18 protein-coding genes are annotated in these 20,384 nt (G+C 59.4%); 1 reads left to right on the top strand and 17 read right to left on the bottom strand.

What is annotated here, in order from left to right:
- Positions 1 to 37: 37 nt before the first annotated feature.
- From ACA071_RS05975 to ACA071_RS05945, 7 genes are all read right to left on the bottom strand, one after another.
- A complete protein-coding gene (locus tag ACA071_RS05975; RefSeq protein ID WP_497643542.1) occupies positions 38 to 895 on the bottom strand; it encodes a peptidoglycan DD-metalloendopeptidase family protein in 858 nt (285 codons plus the stop codon).
- A gap of 211 nt (positions 896 to 1,106) precedes the next feature.
- A complete protein-coding gene (locus ACA071_RS05970) occupies positions 1,107 to 1,742 on the bottom strand; it encodes a protein-L-isoaspartate(D-aspartate) O-methyltransferase (protein WP_173860469.1) in 636 nt (211 codons plus the stop codon).
- A gap of 41 nt (positions 1,743 to 1,783) precedes the next feature.
- Positions 1,784 to 2,533 (bottom strand): 5'/3'-nucleotidase SurE, encoded by a 750-nt coding sequence (surE, locus tag ACA071_RS05965; protein ID WP_497643541.1) that lies wholly within the window; start codon positions 2,531 to 2,533, stop codon positions 1,784 to 1,786.
- A complete protein-coding gene (truD, locus tag ACA071_RS05960) occupies positions 2,521 to 3,579 on the bottom strand; it encodes a tRNA pseudouridine(13) synthase TruD (protein WP_497643540.1) in 1,059 nt (352 codons plus the stop codon). Before truD ends, surE begins: the two co-directional genes overlap by 13 nt.
- Positions 3,576 to 4,049 (bottom strand): 2-C-methyl-D-erythritol 2,4-cyclodiphosphate synthase, encoded by a 474-nt coding sequence (ispF, locus tag ACA071_RS05955; RefSeq protein ID WP_010462780.1) that lies wholly within the window; start codon positions 4,047 to 4,049, stop codon positions 3,576 to 3,578. Before ispF ends, truD begins: the two co-directional genes overlap by 4 nt.
- Positions 4,050 to 4,092: 43 nt before the next feature.
- A complete protein-coding gene (gene fghA, locus ACA071_RS05950) occupies positions 4,093 to 4,938 on the bottom strand; it encodes an S-formylglutathione hydrolase (protein WP_497643539.1) in 846 nt (281 codons plus the stop codon).
- Positions 4,939 to 4,946: 8 nt separating this feature from the next.
- Positions 4,947 to 6,059 (bottom strand): S-(hydroxymethyl)glutathione dehydrogenase/class III alcohol dehydrogenase, encoded by a 1,113-nt coding sequence (locus ACA071_RS05945; protein WP_033059912.1) that lies wholly within the window; start codon positions 6,057 to 6,059, stop codon positions 4,947 to 4,949.
- Positions 6,060 to 6,166: 107 nt separating this feature from the next.
- Between ACA071_RS05945 and ACA071_RS05940 the strand changes: the two genes are divergently transcribed.
- Positions 6,167 to 7,063, top strand: a complete 897-nt coding sequence (locus ACA071_RS05940; RefSeq protein WP_497643538.1) for a LysR family transcriptional regulator — start codon at positions 6,167 to 6,169, stop codon at positions 7,061 to 7,063.
- Positions 7,064 to 7,130: 67 nt separating this feature from the next.
- Here the strand turns inward: ACA071_RS05940 and ispD are convergent, their stop codons facing one another.
- The 10 genes from ispD to lpxB all read right to left on the bottom strand — a co-directional run bounded on the left by ispD (position 7,131) and on the right by lpxB (position 20,384).
- Positions 7,131 to 7,838 carry a 2-C-methyl-D-erythritol 4-phosphate cytidylyltransferase gene (ispD, locus tag ACA071_RS05935; RefSeq protein WP_497643537.1) on the bottom strand — a complete coding sequence of 236 codons (708 nt, stop codon included), beginning with the start codon at positions 7,836 to 7,838 and terminating at the stop codon, positions 7,131 to 7,133.
- Positions 7,835 to 8,113: a cell division protein FtsB gene (ftsB, locus tag ACA071_RS05930; RefSeq protein WP_008028992.1), complete on the bottom strand. Its 279-nt coding sequence runs from the start codon at positions 8,111 to 8,113 to the stop codon at positions 7,835 to 7,837. The genes ispD and ftsB overlap by 4 nt, the downstream gene beginning before the upstream one ends.
- Positions 8,114 to 8,285: 172 nt before the next feature.
- Positions 8,286 to 9,575 carry a phosphopyruvate hydratase gene (eno, locus tag ACA071_RS05925; RefSeq protein WP_169371384.1) on the bottom strand — a complete coding sequence of 430 codons (1,290 nt, stop codon included), beginning with the start codon at positions 9,573 to 9,575 and terminating at the stop codon, positions 8,286 to 8,288.
- A gap of 156 nt (positions 9,576 to 9,731) precedes the next feature.
- Positions 9,732 to 10,577 (bottom strand): 3-deoxy-8-phosphooctulonate synthase, encoded by an 846-nt coding sequence (gene kdsA, locus ACA071_RS05920; protein WP_054047163.1) that lies wholly within the window; start codon positions 10,575 to 10,577, stop codon positions 9,732 to 9,734.
- Positions 10,578 to 10,582: 5 nt separating this feature from the next.
- Positions 10,583 to 12,214 carry a CTP synthase gene (gene pyrG / locus ACA071_RS05915; RefSeq protein WP_497643536.1) on the bottom strand — a complete coding sequence of 544 codons (1,632 nt, stop codon included), beginning with the start codon at positions 12,212 to 12,214 and terminating at the stop codon, positions 10,583 to 10,585.
- A gap of 274 nt (positions 12,215 to 12,488) precedes the next feature.
- Positions 12,489 to 13,802 (bottom strand): tRNA lysidine(34) synthetase TilS, encoded by a 1,314-nt coding sequence (gene tilS / locus ACA071_RS05910; protein WP_497643535.1) that lies wholly within the window; start codon positions 13,800 to 13,802, stop codon positions 12,489 to 12,491.
- A 127-nt stretch (positions 13,803 to 13,929) separates the two neighbouring features.
- Complete coding sequence (locus tag ACA071_RS05905) at positions 13,930 to 14,877, bottom strand: acetyl-CoA carboxylase carboxyltransferase subunit alpha (protein ID WP_497643534.1); 948 nt, start codon at positions 14,875 to 14,877, stop codon at positions 13,930 to 13,932.
- A 140-nt stretch (positions 14,878 to 15,017) separates the two neighbouring features.
- A complete protein-coding gene (dnaE, locus tag ACA071_RS05900) occupies positions 15,018 to 18,539 on the bottom strand; it encodes a DNA polymerase III subunit alpha (RefSeq protein WP_497643533.1) in 3,522 nt (1,173 codons plus the stop codon).
- Between the two features lie 76 nt (positions 18,540 to 18,615).
- Positions 18,616 to 19,257 (bottom strand): ribonuclease HII, encoded by a 642-nt coding sequence (rnhB, locus tag ACA071_RS05895; RefSeq protein WP_497643532.1) that lies wholly within the window; start codon positions 19,255 to 19,257, stop codon positions 18,616 to 18,618.
- Positions 19,254 to 20,384 carry a lipid-A-disaccharide synthase gene (gene lpxB / locus ACA071_RS05890; RefSeq protein WP_497643531.1) on the bottom strand — a complete coding sequence of 377 codons (1,131 nt, stop codon included), beginning with the start codon at positions 20,382 to 20,384 and terminating at the stop codon, positions 19,254 to 19,256. Before lpxB ends, rnhB begins: the two co-directional genes overlap by 4 nt.

The raw sequence follows: 20,384 nt of genomic DNA, 5'->3' as shown, positions 1-20,384 counted from the left end.
CTGTTCCCTCTACGCGACGGAACAGGCTGACAACAAATCAACGACGTGGCAGGAATTGCAGCGGATCTACAGGTTTACCTTGTCGGCGAATCTCAAAGTGCAGTTTCACCCGGTCTGTACCTGTTGACCCCATTTCGGCAATTGTCTGTCCGACTTTGACCTGCTGCCCCTCCCGAACCAACAGCCTGCGGTTATGTCCGTAGGCACTGACGTAGGTATCGCTGTGTTTGATGATGACTAATTCGCCGTAGCCCCTTAAGCCACTCCCGGCGTATACCACCGTCCCATCAGACGCAGCTAAAACAGGCTGTCCCAAATCCCCGGCGATATCAATTCCTTTATTCAAACTACCGTTTGAAGAGAATTTTCCAATTAATATGCCATTAGAAGGCCACCCCCAGCCGGTCGGGGCCGGACCTGCAGGAGGCAGTGGTGCGAGGGCTGGCTTGCTCGCGACGGACGGTGCAACCACCGCTGTACTGGTCGTTGCGCCATTAGGCTGGCGCCGGATTACCGTGGTTTTCAGCGACGACGATGGCGTTGAATTGGACGAACTGACGACCGCCGTAGGCGTTGAACCGTTACGACCATCGAAGCGAATCGTCTGACCCGGATGGATCGTGTAAGGCGTAGGAATATTGTTCCGTGCTGCGAGGGCTTTGTAGTCCCAACCGTAGCGAAAGGCGATAGAGAACAGGGTGTCTTTAGGTCGAACGACATATTGACCCGTGGTCACTGCCGGACGCTGGGCGACGCTGTTGTTGCGATCCACCACGCCGACTGTGCTCGACTTGGTGCTGGAGCAACCGACCAGCAACGTGCTCAAGACAAGGCCAGTCACCAGGCGCTGAAAGCTTGTTGTACCCATACGCTGCGCAATGACTGTGAGACTCACCCGCCGCTCCCTTTGTGGTGGCTGAAAATGTGGATTGCCGTGTTCCGGCACGAAATGTCGCAAGTATAACGGGCCGTACAGGCTTTACCCTTAATGAAGCAAAATGGCTTCGCGCACACGTTTGCTGCCTGACGATGAACTGCGTTTAACGTATCGATGCCGCTGTAAGACACGGCCGATCGAAGAGAATTCAGCGCGCGAAAACAAATGCTCAGGCCAGCGGTCCATTGAGCAATGGCACAAAGCGCACCGCCCCCAGAACGCGCCTGGAAAAGCCCTGTTCTTCACGGATGATCAGCATCAATTGCTGGACTTCACCGGAGCCGACCGGAATCACCAAGCGTCCACCCGGCGCCAACTGATCGAGCAGTGCCTGGGGTACGTCGGTAGCGACGGCGGTGACGATAATGCCGTTATAAGGTGCCAGCGCCGGCCAACCTTCCCAACCATCACCCCAGCGGAAGACCACGTTGCGCAGGTTCAACTCGACCAGGCGTTCCTTGGCCCGGTCTTGCAGCACCTTGATGCGCTCCACGGAAAACACCCGCTCCACCAGCTGCGAAAGCACGGCCGTCTGGTAACCCGAGCCGGTGCCGATCTCCATCACCTTATCCAGAGGACCCGCCTCCAGCAGCAGCTCGCTCATGCGCGCCACCATATAAGGCTGGGAGATGGTCTGGTTATTACCGATCGGCAGCGCCGTGTCTTCGTAGGCGCGGTGAGCCAGCGCCTCGTCGACGAACAGGTGACGCGGTGTACGGCGGATGACTTCCAGCACCTTGGCGTTGGAAATCCCCTCTTCATATAGCCGCTGAATGAGACGCTCGCGGGTCCGCTGAGAGGTCATGCCGATGCCGCGACGCAGCATATCGTCTTGTTCACGACCCATTAGTGCAGCCCCTCCAGCCAGCCATCGAGACTTCTGAAGGCATCATTGAAGGTGCGATCCAGTTGTAGTGGAGTGATTGAGACATAGCCCTGCATCACCGCATGGAAATCGGTACCCGGACCGCCGTCTTCGGCGTCCCCTGCGGCAGCAATCCAATAACCGGATTTGCCGCGCGGATCGACGACTTTCATCGGTGCCGCGGCGCGGGCGCGATGCCCGAGACGGGTCAACTGGATACCGCGGATGTGGTCCAGCGGCAGGTTCGGAATATTCACGTTCAGTACCGTGCGCGGGGGTAGCTGGAGGTCAGCGTGGGCTTCGACCAGTTTGCGCGCAAAGTAGGCGGCTGTGGGAAGGTTCTCCACTTGCCGTGAGACCAACGAAAAGGCAAACGAAGGGCGCTCCAGGAAGCGACCTTCAAGGGCTGCCGCCACGGTGCCGGAATACAGCACGTCGTCCCCCAGGTTGGCACCCAGGTTGATACCGGAAACCACCATGTCCGGCTGGTGCTCCAGCAAGCCGTTAAGGCCCAAGTGCACGCAATCGGTGGGGGTGCCATTGATACTGATAAAGCCGTTGGCCAGGGTTTGCGGGTGCAACGGACGGTCGAGCGTCAGCGAGCTGCTGGCGCCGCTTTTGTCTTGGTCCGGGGCGATAACCACGCACTCGGTGAAATCCGCCAGCGCAGCATAAAGCGCGGCGAGACCGGGTGCGGTTACCCCATCGTCGTTAGAAATCAGAATACGCATGGGCTGTCCGTCTGCCCCACCGGCACCAGATCGACGAGTTCGCGCACCAATACGGTGGCGAAGCATCCGGCCGGGAGGACGAATTCCAGTTGCAGAATGTCAGGCTCGGGATAATGCCACGTCAACCCACCAATGGGCAGCCGCAGGATGCGACGTTCGTGGCTCATTCCGGCGTTAATCAACCAATCGCGCAAGTCTGCTTCGCGGCTGGCGATTGCCTGCTCCAGTTCATGGACAGCGCCCGTGGTCGGCGAGTCACCTTCGCCCCACTGCGGACCGGTCGGATGCAGGTCGAGAATCGCCAGCCGCGGATCGCTGCACTCTGCTTCACCTGCCGGAAAAAAGCTGCGGCTGTCGGTGAAGGCCAGCAGATCGCCGACCTGGGCACGCTGCCAGGTGCCATCTGCAACACGCGCCGCCAGCACCTGATTGAACAGAAAACTGCGGGCGGTGGAAAGCAGACGCGAACGCACGTTGCGCTGCTCCGGCAGCGCCTTGCGCGCAGCCCAGGCGCGGGCATCGACTACGTTGCCGCCATCAAAGCCGAAGCGCTGGGCGCCGAAATAATTGGGAATACCTTGTTGGGCGATCAGTTGCAGACGTGCTTCGATCGCCGCCTTGTCGCCGGCAAACTGGGTGAGGCGCAAGGTGAAGCCATTGGCCGAGTGGGCACCGCGTTGCAACTTGCGTTTGTGTCGGCCGGTCTTGAGGATTTTCAGCGTATCGTTTTCGGCCGCCGACAAATCAGGGTCGGCCTTGCCCGGCAGTTGCACGCTGAACCACTGACGGGTCAGCGCCTGACGGTCCTTGAGGCCCGCATAGCTGACGGTACGCAACGGCACACCCGCCGCTTTGGCAATGCGCCGTGCGGCTTCTTCGGTGTTCAGACCGCGTTTTTCCACCCAGATCCACAGGTGTTCGCCATCGCCGCTGAGCGGGATGTTGAGCACTTCATCGACCTGAAAATCTTCTGCCGTGGCTTTCAGTACCGCCGTGCCGAGGGCTTCACCATAGGCCCGTGGGCCGAGCAGTTGCAGTTCGTTCATGCGCGCAGCAACAAGGCAACGGAATGCACGGCAATGCCTTCTTCGCGACCGACAAAGCCGAGCTTTTCGGTGGTGGTAGCTTTCACGTTCACTTGATCCAACTCAACTTGAAGATCCGCAGCAATCAGCGCGCGCATCGATTCGATATGCGGGGCCATTTTAGGCGCCTGGGCAACAATGGTGTTATCGACATTGCCGACTTTCCAGCCCTTGGCGTGGATCAGTGCGACGACGTGACGCAACAGCACGCGGCTGTCGGCGCCTTTGAAAGTTGGATCGGTGTCCGGGAAGTGCTTGCCGATATCACCCAGCGCCGCGGCGCCGAGCAAGGCATCGCTCAAGGCGTGCAGCAGGACGTCACCGTCGGAGTGAGCGAGCAGCCCGAAGCCGTGTGCAATGCGCACGCCGCCCAGAGTAATGAAATCGCCTTCAGCGAAACGGTGCACATCATAGCCGTGGCCAATACGCATAAAAAAACGCCCCGATTTTTGTCAGGGCGTGATTCTACCTGCATTACACGCCTAGGGCGCGCGCGTGATGCTGTAAGTGATCGTCTATGAAGCTGGCGATGAAGAAATAGCTGTGGTCGTAGCCCGGTTGCAAGCGCAACGTCAGCGGATGACCGGCCAGTTTGGCAGCCTGTTGCAGGGCTTCAGGCTTGAGTTGGGTGGCGAGGAAGTCGTCGCGATCACCTTGATCGACCAGCAATGGCAACTGCTCATCGGCCTCGGCGATCAGGACGCAAGCATCCCATTCGCGCCACTTAGAACGGTCTTCACCCAAGTAACGGGAGAACGCCTTCTGACCCCACGGGCAATCCATCGGATTGTTGATCGGCGAAAACGCCGACACCGACTGATAACGCCCCGGATTGCGTAACGCACAGACCAGTGCGCCGTGACCGCCCATGGAATGACCGCTGATGCCGCGCTTATCCGACGCCGGGAAATGCGCCTCGACCAATGTTGGCAACTCCTGCACGACATAGTCATGCATCCGATAGTGCCGGGACCACGGTTCCTGCGTGGCATTCAGGTAGAACCCGGCGCCGAGGCCGAAGTCCCAGGCGCCATCCGGATCACCCGGCACATCAGCGCCACGCGGGCTGGTGTCCGGCGCAACGATGATCAGCCCAAGCTCGGCGGCCATGCGCATGGCGCCGGCCTTGTGCATGAAGTTCTCGTCGGTGCAGGTCAGGCCGGACAGCCAGTACAGCACCGGCAACTTGCCACCCTGCTCCGCTTGCGGCGGCAGGTACACGGCAAACGTCATGTCGCAGCCGAGCACGTCGGAGCGGTGCCGGTAACGTTTGTGCCAGCCGCCGAAGCTTTTCTGGCAGGAGATATTTTCCAGGCTCATGACCGACCTCAGAAATGGATGACGGAACGGATGCTCTTGCCTTCATGCATCAGGTCGAACGCCTTGTTGATATCTTCCAGGCCCATGGTGTGGGTGATGAAGGTATCCAGCGGGATCTCGCCGGTTTCCGCCATTTCGACGTAGCTTGGCAATTCGGTGCGACCACGCACGCCGCCGAACGCCGAACCGCGCCAGACGCGACCGGTCACCAACTGGAACGGACGGGTGGAAATTTCCTGGCCGGCACCGGCCACGCCGATGATCACCGACTCGCCCCAACCCTTATGGCAGCACTCAAGGGCCGCGCGCATCAATTGGACGTTGCCGATGCATTCGAAGGAAAAGTCGACGCCGCCATCGGTCATGTCGACGATGACTTCCTGGATCGGACGGTCGAAGTCTTTCGGGTTCACGCAATCGGTTGCACCCAGTTGCTTGGCGATCTCGAACTTGGCCGGGTTGATGTCGATGGCAATGATGCGTGCAGCCTTGGCTTTGACCGCGCCGATCACGGCCGACAGACCAATGCCGCCCAGGCCGAAAATGGCCACGGTGTCACCCGGTTTTACCTTGGCAGTATTGAGCACCGCGCCGATGCCGGTAGTGACACCACAGCCCAGCAGGCAGACTTTTTCCAGTGGCGCTTCTTTAGGGATCTTGGCGACAGAGATTTCCGGCAGCACGGTGTATTCGGAGAACGTAGAGGTGCCCATGTAGTGGAAAATCGGCTGACCCTTGTAGGAAAAGCGCGAGGTGCCATCCGGCATCAGGCCTTTGCCCTGGGTGGCGCGAATGGCCTGGCAGAGGTTGGTTTTGCCCGACAGGCAGAATTTGCACTGGCGGCATTCCGGGGTGTAAAGCGGGATCACGTGATCGCCGACAGCGACCGAGGTCACACCTTCGCCGATGGCTTCAACCACGGCACCGCCTTCGTGGCCGAGGATCGACGGGAAGATGCCTTCCGGGTCAGCGCCGGACAAGGTGTAGGCATCGGTGTGACAAACACCGGACGCCACCACGCGCAGCAGGACTTCACCGGCTTTCGGCATGGCGACATCGACTTCAACGATCTCGAGGGGTTTCTTGGCCTCGAAGGCAACGGCGGCGCGCGACTTGATCATGCTGACTCTCCAGTGAATAAAAACGAGACAAGGAGTGTAATACACCGCCGTACGATGAATAATCGGGGCAAATGCAAAATATTATTGCCGTACAGGGATAATCCTAAATGTCCGAAAACCGCTGGGAAGGAATCGACGAGTTCGTCGCCGTCGCCGAATGCAGTCAATTCACCGCGGCGGCGGAGCGTCTTGGGGTTTCTTCCTCCCATGTCAGTCGACAAATCGTACGCCTGGAAGAGCGCCTTCAGACGCGACTGCTTTACCGCAGTACCCGCCGGGTCACCCTGACCGAAGCCGGGCAAACGTTCCTGCAGCATTGCCAGCGCTTGCAGGATGGTCGCGAAGAAGCGTTGCGCGCGGTCGGCGATCTGACCAGCGAACCCAAAGGCATGCTGCGCATGACCTGTGCGGTGGCTTACGGCGAGCGATTCATCGTGCCTCTGGTGACGCGCTTTATGGGGCTCTACCCACAATTGAAGATCGACATCGAACTGAGCAACCGCCAACTCGATTTGGTGCATGAAGGGCTGGACCTGGCAATCCGTCTCGGCCGCCTTCAAGACTCACGACTGGTGGCGACACGCCTGGCACCGCGACGCATGTACCTGTGCGCATCGCCGTCCTACCTGGAACGGTACGGTCGGCCACATAGCTTGTCGGAATTGAGCCGGCATAACTGCCTCATCGGCAGTTCGGACCTCTGGCAACTGGAACAGAACGGGCGGGAATTTTCCCAACGGGTACAGGGAAACTGGCGTTGCAACAGTGGGCAAGCGGTATTGGATGCGGCATTGCAAGGGGTCGGGCTGTGTCAGTTGCCGGACTATTACGTGCTGGAGCACTTGAATAGCGGCGCATTGATTTCGCTGCTGGAAGCGCATCAACCGCCGAACACGGCGGTGTGGGCGCTTTATCCGCAGCAACGTCATCTGTCGCCGAAGGTGCGCAAGTTGGTGGATTATTTGAAGGAAGGGTTGGCTGAGCGGCCGGAGTATCGGGATTGAAGACCAAAAGATCGCAGCCTTCGGCAGCTCCTACGCGTCTATGGGCGCCGTCGAAGGCTGCGATCTTTTAGCGGCGGTTAGCCCAACGCTGGCGCAACCATTCCAGGTCTTCGGGGCGTGTGACTTTGATATTGTCGGAGCGCCCTTCGATCAAGCGCGGCGCCAGCCCCGACCATTCCATCGCCGACGCCTCATCGGTAATCACAACATCCGCGACCAGACTGTCCGCCAACGCCCGATGCAACGCCCCCAGGCGAAACATCTGCGGCGTATAAGCCTGCCAGATCACACTGCGATCCACGGTTTCGACGACGCGACCGTGCTTGTCGACGCGCTTGAGGGTGTCCCGCGCAGGAACCGCCAACAAACCACCGACCGGATCGTCCGCCAGTTCACTCAACAACTTATCGAGATCGTCCCGAGCCAGGTTCGGCCGCGCGGCATCGTGCACCAGCACCCAATCCTCATCATCAGCACCCAACGCGTGCAGGTGCAGCAACGCATTAAGCACCGACCCGGAACGCTCCGCACCACCCTCGACCCGCTGAATACGAGCGTCGGAAGCACAGGCCAGGTTCGGCCAATAAGGATCATCAACAGCAAGACTGACCACCAATCCTTTCAGGGCAGGATGATCAAGGAAACAGCCGAGGCTGTGTTCGAGAATAGTGCGCCCGCCCAGTTGCAAGTATTGCTTGGGACGGTCCGCGGCCATACGGGCACCGACGCCCGCGGCAGGAATCACGGCCCAGAAGGCCGGTAACGACTGGATCATTGAGCCAACTGGTAAAGGGTTTCACCGTCCTTGACCATGCCCAACTCATGACGAGCCCGTTCTTCAACGGTCTCCATGCCTTTTTTCAACTCGCTGACTTCGGCGTCCATCACCCGATTGCGTTCCAGCAAGCCTTCATTCTCAGCGTGTTGATCCGCGATCTGCTGAGTCAGCTCGGCCACTTGCGCCAGACTGCCATTTCCCACCCACAGGCGGTATTGCAGGCCAGCCAGCAACAAGAGCAAGACGAGGAACAACCAATTGGGACTGCGCATCGAATATCAGGTATCCAGTGAAAAAAAACAGCCATGCCAAAACTATGAAGCTTCTGATAGCACGAAGCCTGGAAGACCCAGGCTTGTGCTCTTAAGGCATCAGATTAGTGGCAAAAACGTCGCTGTCGCGGTTTTTCGACACAATCCGGTGTCTTTTTTTACCACGTACCGATCAGCCGCGGAACTCGCTGCGACCGTTGTACTTGGCTTTGCCATTTAACTGCTCTTCGATACGCAGCAGTTGGTTGTACTTGGAAACGCGATCGGAACGGCACAGGGAGCCGGTCTTGATCTGGCCAGCCGCGGTGCCCACAGCCAGGTCGGCAATGGTCGAATCTTCGGTTTCGCCGGAGCGGTGCGAGATCACGGCGGTGTAACCAGCGGCCTTGGCCATCTGGATGGCTTCCAGGGTTTCGGTCAGGGTGCCGATCTGGTTGAACTTGATCAGGATCGAGTTGGCGATCTTTTTATCGATGCCTTCTTTCAGGATCTTGGTGTTGGTCACGAACAGGTCGTCGCCTACCAGTTGGATTTTCTCGCCGATCTTGTCGGTGAGAACTTTCCAGCCAGCCCAGTCAGATTCGTCCAGGCCATCTTCGATGGAGATGATCGGGTAGCGCTCGGTCAGGCCTTTGAGGTAGTCAGCAAAACCTTCAGAGGTGAATACATGGCCTTCGCCGGACAGGTTGTATTTACCGTCTTCGTAGAATTCGCTGGCCGCGCAGTCCAGAGCCAGGGTCACGTCGGTGCCCAGCTTGTAACCGGCGTTGGCCACGGCTTCGGAGATCACTTTCAACGCGTCTTCGTTGGAGGCCAGGTTTGGTGCGAAACCGCCTTCGTCACCGACGGCAGTGCTCAGGCCACGGGCCTTCAGCACAGCTTTGAGGTGATGGAAAATCTCGGTGCCCATGCGCAGGCCTTCCGAGAAAGACTTGGCGCCAACCGGCTGAACCATGAATTCCTGGATGTCGACGTTGTTATCGGCGTGCTCGCCACCGTTGATGATGTTCATCATCGGAACCGGCATCGAGTAAACACCCGGGGTGCCGTTCAGGTTGGCAATGTGAGCGTACAGCGGCAGGTCCTGGTCCTGTGCTGCGGCCTTGGCCGCAGCCAGGGAAACGGCGAGGATCGCGTTGGCGCCCAGGGAACCTTTGTTTTCAGTACCGTCGAGCTTGATCATCGCGTGATCGAGGGCTTTCTGGTCGCTTGGGTCTTTACCCAACAGCAGGTCGCGAATCGGACCGTTGATGTTGCCTACGGCTTTGAGTACGCCCTTGCCCAGGTAACGGCTCTTGTCGCCATCACGCAGCTCGAGTGCTTCACGCGAGCCAGTGGAAGCACCGGACGGCGCGCAAGCGCTACCGATGATGCCGTTATCGAGAAGCACGTCCGCTTCGACGGTGGGATTGCCACGGGAGTCGAGAACTTCACGACCTTTGATGTCGACGATTTTTGCCATTGTTGTAAACACTCCAAAGTTGACGAAAACGACGCAGCTAGAGGAAATCTTTTACCGTCGGCAAGTGATGTGCAGCGGGCAGTCTTGCGGACGATAAGGCTCAGGCCCGAGGGCCTGAACATTAAATCGTGCGGTACTTTACCGGAGAAATGAGGTTTACGCGGTTTCTACCGTCGGAAAACTCTTCACCAGTTCGTCCAACGCTTTGAGCTGGGCCAGGAATGGCTCCAGTTTGTCCAGACGCAAGGCGCAAGGGCCGTCGCATTTGGCGTTGTCCGGATCCGGGTGGGCTTCGAGGAACAGACCCGCCAGCGACTGGCTGATGCCAGCCTTGGCCAGATCGGTGACCTGGGCGCGACGACCACCAGCGGAATCGGAGCGACCGCCGGGCATTTGCAACGAGTGGGTCACGTCAAAGAACACCGGGTATTCGAACTGCTTCATGATGCCGAAGCCGAGCATGTCGACGACCAGGTTGTTGTAGCCGAAGCTCGAACCGCGTTCGCAGAGGATCAACTGATCGTTGCCCGCTTCCACGCACTTGCTCAGGATGTGTTTCATCTCGTGCGGTGCAAGGAACTGGGCTTTCTTGATGTTGATCACCGCGCCGGTCTTGGCCATCGCGACCACGAGATCGGTCTGGCGCGACAGGAAGGCCGGCAGCTGGATGATGTCGCAGACTTCAGCGACGACCGCGGCCTGCTCAGGCTCGTGGACGTCGGTGATGATCGGCACGCCGAAGGCTTGCTTGATGTCCTGGAAGATCCGCATGCCCTCTTCCAGGCCGGGACCACGGTAAGAGGTCACGGAGGAACGGTTAGCCTTGTCGAAACTGGCCTTGAACACGTAAGGGATACCGAGTTTCTCAGTAACCTTTACGTACTCTTCGCAGACCTGCATCGCCATGTCGCGGCTTTCCAGCACGTTCATGCCACCGAAAAGCACCATTGGCTTGTCGTTGGCAATCTCGATATCGCCTACACGGATGATCTTCTGCGCCATAGGAATTACGCCTTCTTCTGGTGTTGAGTCAACGCTGCTTTGACGAAGCCGGTGAACAACGGGTGACCGTCGCGCGGTGTCGAGGTGAACTCAGGGTGGAATTGGCAAGCAACGAACCATGGGTGATCCGGTGCTTCAACCACTTCAACCAGCGCACCATCACCGGAACGACCGGAGACTTTCAGGCCGGCTTCCATGATTTGCGGCAGCAGGTTGTTGTTCACTTCGTAGCGATGACGGTGACGCTCAACGATCACGTCCTTGGCATAGCAATCGTGAACCAGCGAACCCGGCTCCAGCAGGCAATCCTGTGCCCCAAGGCGCATGGTGCCGCCCAGGTCGGACGCTTCGGTACGGGTTTCGACGGCGCCGGTGGCATCTTCCCACTCGGTGATCAAACCCACGACCGGGTGACCGCTTGCACGATCAAACTCGGTGGAGTTGGCGTCTTTCCAGCCCAGCACGTTACGAGCGAACTCGATCACGGCCACTTGCATGCCCAGGCAGATGCCCAGGTACGGAACCTTGTTTTCGCGAGCGAATTGAACGGCAGTGATCTTGCCTTCCACGCCACGCAGACCGAAGCCGCCCGGTACGAGGATTGCGTCGACGCCTTCCAGCAGCGCAGTGCCCTGGTTTTCGATGTCTTCGGAATCGATGTAGCGCAGGTTGACCTTGGTGCGATTGCTGATGCCGGCGTGACTCATCGCTTCGATCAGCGACTTGTAGGCATCCAGCAGTTCCATGTACTTGCCGACCATGGCGATGGTGACTTCGTGCTCAGGGTTGAGCTTGGCGTCGACCACGGCTTCCCACTCGGACAGATCGGCGCCGCCACATTGCAGGCCGAAACGCTCGACAACAAAATCATCCAGCCCCTGGGAGTGCAGGATGCCCGGGATCTTGTAGATGGTGTCGGCGTCTTCCAGGGCGATCACCGCACGTTCTTCAACGTTGGTGAACTGGGCGATCTTGCGACGCGACGAGATGTCGATCGGGTGGTCGGAGCGGCAAACCAGCACGTCAGGCTGCAGGCCGATGGAACGCAGTTCCTTGACCGAGTGCTGGGTTGGCTTGGTTTTGGTTTCGCCAGCAGTGGCGATGTACGGCACCAGCGTCAGGTGCATCAGCATCGCGCGCTTGGCGCCGACTTCGAAACGCAATTGGCGGATCGCTTCGAGGAACGGTTGCGACTCGATGTCACCCACGGTGCCACCGATCTCGACCATCGCTACGTCGGCATCGCCGGCGCCCTTGATGATCCGGCGCTTGATTTCGTCGGTGATGTGCGGGATCACCTGGATGGTGGCGCCCAGGTAATCACCACGGCGCTCTTTGCGCAGGACGTGTTCGTAGACACGGCCAGTGGTGAAGTTGTTGTTCTGGGTCATGGTCGTGCGGATGAACCGCTCGTAGTGGCCCAGATCCAGGTCGGTCTCGGCGCCGTCGTGGGTGACGAACACTTCACCGTGCTGGAACGGGCTCATGGTGCCCGGGTCAACGTTGATGTACGGGTCCAGCTTCAGCATGGTGACCTTAAGTCCCCGCGCCTCCAGGATGGCCGCCAATGAAGCCGAGGCAATGCCTTTCCCCAATGAAGAAACAACACCGCCCGTGACGAATATGTAGCGCGTCATGAAAAACCCTAGAAGTCTGCGTTAAAGCGGTCCGAGCCGCCGGGGAAAGCGAAGGAAGGCCGAAGCCCCCGATCACCTGCATTAATCACAGTGCATCTTTCAAAAAAACCGCCGCGTTGGGACAGACCGGGAGATGAAACACCGGTGCGTTGCTCGCTACACATTTTTTGGAATCGCCCAGCAAAGACTGCTTGGTAATCGGCAACTCCTGCAATTCAGGCGAATCCACAGAAGTTGTATCAAGAAGGGAGCGTAGTCTACCGGAAAGCCCCTTTCAGCTCAAACCTTGATCTTCGCTCAGCGGCTGCCAATGCAAATTCCAGCCGTCCCGTGCACTGCCATTCAACCCCCGCAGCCCCGCCACAGCCAGCAATTGCTCACCGCGATAGAGCAGCGGCAATCTGCCACGGGCGAATGCCGGGACAGCCCTTTCGTTAAGCAAACGCTTAAGGTCGCGGTGACCGCGATCCGGCAAATGCATAATCTCGCCTCCCTCACGATAGCGGATATGCAGCGGGCCATCGGGGATTTGCCCGGTCAGTGTAAGCAAGCCATTGTCCGGCAACGCCAGCGCCAACGTGGGGTCCGCCCAGCGTTCGGCCACCGGTGGCGTACGCAGCCAGGCACCGGACAACCACCAGATACGCCCGCCCGCCCGGTGCAGTTCACCGTCCGCCAGCCGCCAGACTGGACGGGCATCGCCAGTGGCATCGCGCAGATCTTGCCAACCCGACCAATGGTCACTGTCCGGCAGGCGTGACCGCGTCTTTAACCAGTAACTCAAGGCATTACGTTGACGTGCAGCGGACAGCTTTTCCAATGCAGCCAGTTCCAGGGACGGTAATCCCAGCCAATCGAAATCACTGCTGCTGCCCGCCTCGAGCAGATCGATCCAGGCCAATTCATCGAGTAACCCTTGGGCTTCGCGCAGATGCGCCGCGCTGCGGGCCATGGTCGCCTGCGCTTGCGGCCAGCGCTCGGTCAGCACCGGGAACACTTGATGACGCAGGTAATTGCGCGAAAACTGCCGATCCTCATTCGAAGGGTCTTCGATCCAGCTCAATTGATGTTCAGCGGCATACGCCTCAAGTTCCGCCCGACTGGCATCCAATAGCGGCCGCAGCAAATGCCCCCGCCCCAACGCCCGCTCACTTGGCATCCCCGACAACCCCCGCACCCCAGCCCCGCGCAACAATCGGAACAACAGGGTTTCGGCCTGATCGTCACGGTGCTGAGCGGTCAGAAGCACTTCGTTGACTTGAGTCGCCGCAGTGAAGGCGCCATAACGCGCATCCCGGGCGACACGCTCAAGGCTCGCGCCGGGCTGAACCTGGACGCGAACAACCTCCAGCGGCACACCCAAGGCATCACAGACCGACTGACAATGATCCGGCCACGCATCAGCCGCAGCCTGAAGGCCGTGATGGACATGGATGGCGCTGAGCGCCGGCAGGGATTCGGTTTTGGCGAGGTGTGCGAGAAGGTGCAGCAGGACGGTGGAGTCGAGGCCGCCGGAGAAGGCGATACGCCAGGTTGTGGCAGCGTGCCAGGGGGCAAGTTGCTTGAGCAATTTTGCGTGTAGAGACATGGGCACACCAAAACCTTGTAGGAGCAAAGCTTGCTCGCGATGAACGATAACGCGGTCGGTCAGTTAAACCGCAGCGTCCCCATCGCGGGCAAGCCTTGCTCCTACAGGGTGATGCAGGAGCGATCGATCAGAGACCGTAGCTCATTAGACGCTCATAGCGACGGGCCAGCAGCGCCTCGTTGTCGAACTTCTTCAGCATCGCCAGTTGCGAGCTCAGCTCGGCACGGATCGATGCCGCCGCAGCCGCCGGATTTCGGTGGGCGCCGCCCAACGGCTCGCCGATCACTTTGTCGACGATGCCCAGGCCTTTCAGGCGCTCGGCGGTGATGCCCATGGCTTCAGCGGCATCCGGGGCTTTCTCGGCGGTTTTCCACAGAATCGAAGCGCAACCTTCCGGCGAAATCACCGCGTAGGTCGAGTACTGCAGCATGTTCAGTTGATCGCACACACCGATGGCCAACGCACCGCCGGAACCACCTTCACCGATCACGGTGGCGATGATTGGAGTCTTCAGGCGCGCCATGACCCGCAGGTTCCAGGCAATCGCTTCGCTCTGGTTGCGCTCTTCGGCGTCGATGCCTGGGTAAGCGCCCGGGGTATCGATGAAGGTCAGGATCGGCATCTTGAAGCGTTCGGCCATTTCCATCAGGCGGCAAGCCTTGCGGTAGCCTTCCGGACGCGGCATGCCGAAGTTGCGGCGAACCTTCTCGCGCACTTCACGGCCTTTCTGGTGACCGATGATCATCACCGGCTCATCGTCCAGACGGGCAATACCGCCGACAATGGCAGCGTCGTCGGAGAAGTGACGGTCGCCGTGCAGTTCGTCGAACTCGGTGAAGATGTGTTCGATGTAGTCCAGGGTGTATGGACGTTTCGGGTGACGCGCCAGACGCGCGATCTGCCAGCTGGTCAGCTTGCCGAAGATGTCTTCGGTCAAGGTGCTGCTTTTGTCCTGCAGGCGGGAGATCTCATCGCCGATATTCAGCGAATTGTCATTACCGACCAAGCGCAACTCTTCGATCTTGGCTTGCAGGTCGGCGATCGGCTGTTCGAAATCTAGAAAATTCGGGTTCATAGGCGTCCGTCTTGGGTCGACATCCAAGAGAGCTTGGGCCGGCCGGTTGTCTATTCGCGCCCTACCTTAAGGGAGAGGCGCGTTCAGGTCGAGATTAAAAATTCAGGTCGAGATCAGGCCCTAACGATAGGGCCTGGCCGTCAACGGTATTGGAGGAAGACGTTGTCTCGCCCGAACTGGTCACGCAGGGCTTGAATCAAGGTATCCGCCGGGTCGATCCGCCAGGTCTCGCCGAACTGCAGCAAGGCCTTCGCATCCGGACTGGTGTACTCCATGGTGATCGGGCACGCACCGCGGTGACGCTTGAACAGCTCACCGAGCCAGCGTAGCTGATCGCCTTTCAAATCCTTGGTGTGCAGCTTCAGGCGCAGACTTTCGGCCAGGTTGGTGCGCGCATCTTCCATGCTCATCACCCGTTTGACCCGCAGACGCAAGCCACCAGAGAAGTCGTCGTTGCTGACTTCTCCTTCAACCACCACCATCGCGTCAGTCTGCAACAGCGACTGCGCGGAGTGGAACGCCTCGGCAAACAGCGACGCTTCAATCCGGCCCGAGCGGTCGTCGAGGGTGATGAAACCCATCTTGTCGCCCTTTTTGTTCTTCATGACCCGCAAGGCGATGATCATGCCCGCGACCGTCTGCGTATCCCGCGCCGGTTTCAGATCAATGATGCGCTGACGGGCGAAACGGCGGATCTCGCCTTCGTATTCGTCGATCGGGTGACCGGTCAGGTACAGGCCCAAGGTGTCTTTCTCGCCCTTCAGGCGTTCCTTGAGGGTCAGTTCCTTGGCTTTGCGGTGATTGGCGTAGACGTCGGCGTCTTCCTCAACGAACAGGCCGCCAAACAGATCGACGTGACCGCTGTCCTTGGTACGCGCGGTTTGTTCGGCGGCCTTGATCGCCCCTTCCATCGCGTTGAGCAAGACCGCGCGGTTGCGGTCGATATTGGCCTGATAGGCTTTCTGCTCATCATGGAAGTAAGGACCGAGACGATCCAGCGCACCGCTGCGGATCAGACCATCGAGGGTACGCTTATTGATGCGCTTGAGATCGACACGGGCGCAGAAGTCGAACAGATCCTTGAACGGACCAGCCTGACGCGCTTCGGTAATCGCCTCCACCGGACCTTCACCCACACCTTTGATCGCGCCGAGGCCGTAAATGATCCGGCCTTCGTCGTTCACCGTGAACTTGAATTCCGAAGTATTCACATCCGGCGCGTCGAGACGCAGCTTCATGGTGCGAATTTCTTCGATCAAGGTCACGACCTTGTCGGTGTTGTGCATATCCGCCGACAGTACCGCGGCCATGAACGGCGCCGGGTAATGCGTTTTCAGCCACGCCGTTTGGTAAGACACCAGTCCGTAAGCGGCGGAGTGGGATTTGTTGAAGCCGTAACCGGCAAACTTCTCTACCAGGTCGAAAATGTTACCGGACAGGTCCGGGTCGATGTTGTTAGCGGTGCAGCCTTCAATGAAACCGCCGCGCTGCTTGGCCATTTCTTCGGGTTTTTTCTTACCCATGGCTCGACGCAGCATGTCCGCACCGCCGAGGGTGTAACCGGCCATGACCTGGGCAATCTGCATCACCTGTTCCTGATACAGGATGATGCCGTAAGTCGGTGCCAGTACTGGCTTGAGGCCTTCGTACTGGTAGTCCGAGTGCGGGTACGCGAGTTCGGCGCGACCGTGCTTACGGTTGATAAAGTCGTCCACCATGCCCGATTGCAGCGGGCCCGGACGGAACAGGGCCACCAGTGCGATCAAATCTTCCAGGCAGTCGGGCTTGAGCTTTTTGATCAGCTCTTTCATGCCGCGGGATTCAAGCTGGAATACCGCAGTCGTTTCGGCTTTTTGCAGCAACTGGTAAGTCGGCTTGTCATCCAGCGGGATGAACGCGATGTCCAGCGGCGGCTCATCGACCTTGGCACGGTCGCGGTTGATGGTTTTCAGCGCCCAGTCGATGACTGTCAGGGTCCGCAGGCCGAGGAAGTCGAACTTCACCAGACCGGCGGCTTCAACGTCATCTTTATCGAACTGGGTTACCAGACCATCACCGGCCTCGTCGCAATAGATCGGCGAGAAGTCCGTGAGTTTGGTCGGCGCGATAACTACACCACCGGCGTGCTTACCGACGTTACGCACAACGCCTTCAAGCTTGCGGGCCATCTCCCAGATTTCCGCGGCTTCTTCATCGACCTTGATAAAGTCCCGCAGGATTTCTTCCTGCTCGTAGGCTTTTTCCAGGGTCATGCCGACTTCGAACGGGATCATCTTCGACAGACGATCCGCCAGGCCGTAGGACTTGCCCTGCACCCGCGCCACGTCGCGGACCACCGCTTTAGCAGCCATGGAACCGAAGGTGATGATCTGGCTTACCGCGTTGCGGCCGTACTTCTCGGCCACGTATTCGATAACCCGGTCACGCCCGTCCATGCAGAAGTCGACGTCGAAGTCGGGCATCGATACCCGTTCCGGGTTAAGGAAACGTTCGAACAGCAGGTCATATTCCAGCGGGTCGAGGTCGGTGATTTTCTGCACATAGGCCACCAGCGACCCGGCACCCGACCCCCGACCCGGACCTACCGGGACGCCATTGCTCTTGGCCCACTGGATAAAGTCCATCACGATCAGGAAGTAACCGGGGAAACCCATCTGGATGATGATATCCAGCTCGAAATTCAGCCGATCAACGTAAACCTGGCGCTTGGCTTCGTAGTCTTCAGTGGTGTCCTTGGGCAGCAGAACACTCAGGCGATCTTCCAGGCCATCGAACGACACCTTGCGGAAATACTCGTCGATGGTCATGCCATCAGGGATCGGGAAGTTGGGCAGGAAGTGCTTGCCCAGCTTCACTTCGATGTTGCAGCGCTTGGCGATCTCGACGGTGTTTTCCAGCGCCTCGGGGATGTCGCTGAACAGCTCCGCCATCTCCTCAGCGCTTTTGAGGTATTGCTGATCGCTATAATTCTTCGAACGCCGCGGATCGTCGAGGGCACGGCCCTCACCAATGCAAACGCGGGTTTCGTGGGCTTCGAAGTCTTCCTGCTTGATGAAGCGCACGTCGTTGGTCGCAACCAAAGGCGCGCCAATCTTCTCGGCCAGGGCCACGGCGCCGTGCAGTTGCTCTTCGTCGTTGGGGCGGCTGGTGCGCTGGATTTCCAGATAGAAACGATCCGGGAACACCGCCATCCATTCACGCGCAAGGGCTTCGGCTTCCGCCGGGTTGCCGCCGAGCATGGCCAGGCCGATTTCGCCCTCTTTGGCCGCCGACAGCATGATCAAGCCTTCGCTGGCTTCGGCCACCCATTCGCGCTCGATGATGATCGAGCCGTTGCGCTGGCCGTCGATGAAGCCGCGGGAGATCAGTTCGGTAAGGTTGCGATAACCCACAGCGTTCATCGCCAGCAGACTGATCCGGCTCAGGGCGTTATCCGGATCCTTGTTCGACAGCCACAGGTCGGCGCCGCAGATCGGCTTGATGCCTGCGCCCATCGAGGCTTTATAGAATTTGACCAGGGAACACATGTTGTTCTGATCAGTGACCGCCACGGCGGGCATGTTCATGCCGACCAGGGTCTTGACCAGCGGTTTGATCCGCACCAGACCGTCGACCAGGGAATATTCAGTGTGCAGGCGTAGGTGAACGAATGAAGCCGGCATAGTGATCCTGCGTTATGTCATGAAAACAACAAGGCCCGGATTGTACCGGGCCTTGGGAAAAACATCAGCCTTGCGACTAACTCTCGATCAGGTTTTCCCGCGCTTCGTAGGCCAGGCGTACCGGGGCGAACGAGCGGCGGTGGATCGGCGTCGGCCCCAAACGGGCCAGGGCTTCCAGATGAACGGGCGTCGGATAGCCTTTGTGGCCGCCAATGCCGTAACCCGGATAAATCAATTCGAAAGCGGCCATTTCACGATCGCGGCTGACCTTGGCCAGAATCGACGCGGCAGCGATGGCCGGGACCTTGCCATCGCCCTGCACTACTGCTTCGGCGCGCATGGACAGTTTCGGACAACGGTTGCCATCGATCATCGCCAGTTTCGGCTGGATGTGCAGGCCCTCGATGGCGCGCTGCATGGCCAGCATGGTGGCATGCAGAATGTTCAGCTCGTCGATTTCCTCGACTTCTGCGCGGGCGATGCACCAACTCAACGCTTTCTCGCAGATTTCGTCGTAGAGCTTTTCGCGGCGAGCCTCGGTTAGCTTCTTCGAGTCGTTCAGGCCGAGGATCGGCCGATTCGGGTCGAGAATCACCGCAGCCGTGACCACGGCGCCGCAGAGCGGGCCGCGACCGACTTCGTCGACACCGGCGACCAGATCATCAACTTCGGCGACCAGGGTGAAGTCCAGGCCCATCTGTACGCTTGTTTTGCTCATTGGGATTTGCCGATTAGGTTCAGCACGGCATCCGCCGCCTGGTTGGAGGCATCCAGACGCAAGGTCCGGTGAATTTCATCGAAGCCACGGGTCTGCTCTTCGCCACCGTCGATCAGCGGCGACAGCGTCTGGGCCAGGGCTTCGACCGTCGCATCGTCCTGCAATAACTCGGGCACCAGCAGGCGCTGGGCCAGCAAGTTCGGCAAGGAGACGTAGGGGCTTTTCACCATGCGTTTGAGAATCCAGAACGTCAGCGGTGCCAGGCGATAGGCGACCACCATCGGTCGTTTGTACAACAACGCTTCGAGTGTCGCCGTGCCGGAGGCGATCAACACCGCATCGCAGGCCGCCAGGGCCAGATGGGATTTGCCATCGAGCAAGGTCAGCGGCAGATCGCGACCGGCCAACAGCTCTTCGAGCTGCGCACGGCGCTCGGGGTTGGCGCAAGGCATGACGAATCGCACGCCCGGACGCAGGGCCCGCAGACGCTGGGCGGTATCGAGGAACAACGCACCGAGACGACCCACTTCGCCGCCACGGCTGCCGGGCATCAGCGCCACCAACGGACCGTCTGGCAAGCCAAGCTCAGCCCGCGCCGCAGCGCGATCGGCTTCCAGCGGAATCGCATCGGCCAGGGAATGCCCGACAAACCGCACCGGCACGCCCTTCTCTTCGTAGAATTTCGCTTCGAACGGGAACAGCGTCAGCATCAGGTCGCAGCCTTCGCGAATCTTCAGCACGCGCTTCTGTCGCCAGGCCCAGACCGACGGGCTGACGTAATGCACGGTCTTGATCCCGGCCTGACGCAGCTTGAGTTCGATATTGAGGGTGAAATCCGGGGCGTCGATACCGATGAATACGTCCGGTTTCTCGGCGATCAGATCCGCGATCAGCTTCTTGCGCCGAGCCAGCAGCTCACGCAAGCGACCCAGCACTTCGACCAGGCCCATCACGGAAAGGCGCTCCATCGGGAAGTACGAAGTCAGGCCTTCGGCCTGCATCAACGGACCACCGACACCAATGAACTCCACCGCTGGATGCCGGACCTTGAGCGCGCGCATCAAACCGGCGCCCAGAATGTCGCCGGAAGCCTCACCCGCCACCAGCGCAATACGCAGATTAGCCAT

The organism is Pseudomonas sp. LBUM1646, from assembly GCF_059716165.1.
Note: the sequence above shows the minus strand (reverse complement) of the source record. Positions and strands in the feature narration are given on the sequence as shown.

Excerpts from the sequence above, each read along its gene's own strand:
- ACA071_RS05970 (WP_173860469.1), bottom strand. The coding sequence starts at position 1,742 with ATGACCTCTCAGCGGACCCGCGAGCGTCTCATTCAGCGGCTATATGAA.
- surE (WP_497643541.1), bottom strand. The coding sequence starts at position 2,533 with ATGCGTATTCTGATTTCTAACGACGATGGGGTAACCGCACCCGGTCTC.
- truD (WP_497643540.1), bottom strand. The coding sequence starts at position 3,579 with ATGAACGAACTGCAACTGCTCGGCCCACGGGCCTATGGTGAAGCCCTC.
- ispF (WP_010462780.1), bottom strand. The coding sequence starts at position 4,049 with ATGCGTATTGGCCACGGCTATGATGTGCACCGTTTCGCTGAAGGCGAT.
- fghA (WP_497643539.1), bottom strand. The coding sequence starts at position 4,938 with ATGAGCCTGGAAAATATCTCCTGCCAGAAAAGCTTCGGCGGCTGGCAC.
- ACA071_RS05945 (WP_033059912.1), bottom strand. The coding sequence starts at position 6,059 with ATGATCAAGTCGCGCGCCGCCGTTGCCTTCGAGGCCAAGAAACCCCTC.
- ACA071_RS05940 (WP_497643538.1), top strand. The coding sequence starts at position 6,167 with ATGTCCGAAAACCGCTGGGAAGGAATCGACGAGTTCGTCGCCGTCGCC.
- ispD (WP_497643537.1), bottom strand. The coding sequence starts at position 7,838 with ATGATCCAGTCGTTACCGGCCTTCTGGGCCGTGATTCCTGCCGCGGGC.
- ftsB (WP_008028992.1), bottom strand. The coding sequence starts at position 8,113 with ATGCGCAGTCCCAATTGGTTGTTCCTCGTCTTGCTCTTGTTGCTGGCT.
- eno (WP_169371384.1), bottom strand. The coding sequence starts at position 9,575 with ATGGCAAAAATCGTCGACATCAAAGGTCGTGAAGTTCTCGACTCCCGT.
- kdsA (WP_054047163.1), bottom strand. The coding sequence starts at position 10,577 with ATGGCGCAGAAGATCATCCGTGTAGGCGATATCGAGATTGCCAACGAC.
- pyrG (WP_497643536.1), bottom strand. The coding sequence starts at position 12,214 with ATGACGCGCTACATATTCGTCACGGGCGGTGTTGTTTCTTCATTGGGG.
- tilS (WP_497643535.1), bottom strand. The coding sequence starts at position 13,802 with ATGTCTCTACACGCAAAATTGCTCAAGCAACTTGCCCCCTGGCACGCT.
- ACA071_RS05905 (WP_497643534.1), bottom strand. The coding sequence starts at position 14,877 with ATGAACCCGAATTTTCTAGATTTCGAACAGCCGATCGCCGACCTGCAA.
- dnaE (WP_497643533.1), bottom strand. The coding sequence starts at position 18,539 with ATGCCGGCTTCATTCGTTCACCTACGCCTGCACACTGAATATTCCCTG.
- rnhB (WP_497643532.1), bottom strand. The coding sequence starts at position 19,257 with ATGAGCAAAACAAGCGTACAGATGGGCCTGGACTTCACCCTGGTCGCC.
- lpxB (WP_497643531.1), bottom strand. The coding sequence starts at position 20,384 with ATGGCTAATCTGCGTATTGCGCTGGTGGCGGGTGAGGCTTCCGGCGAC.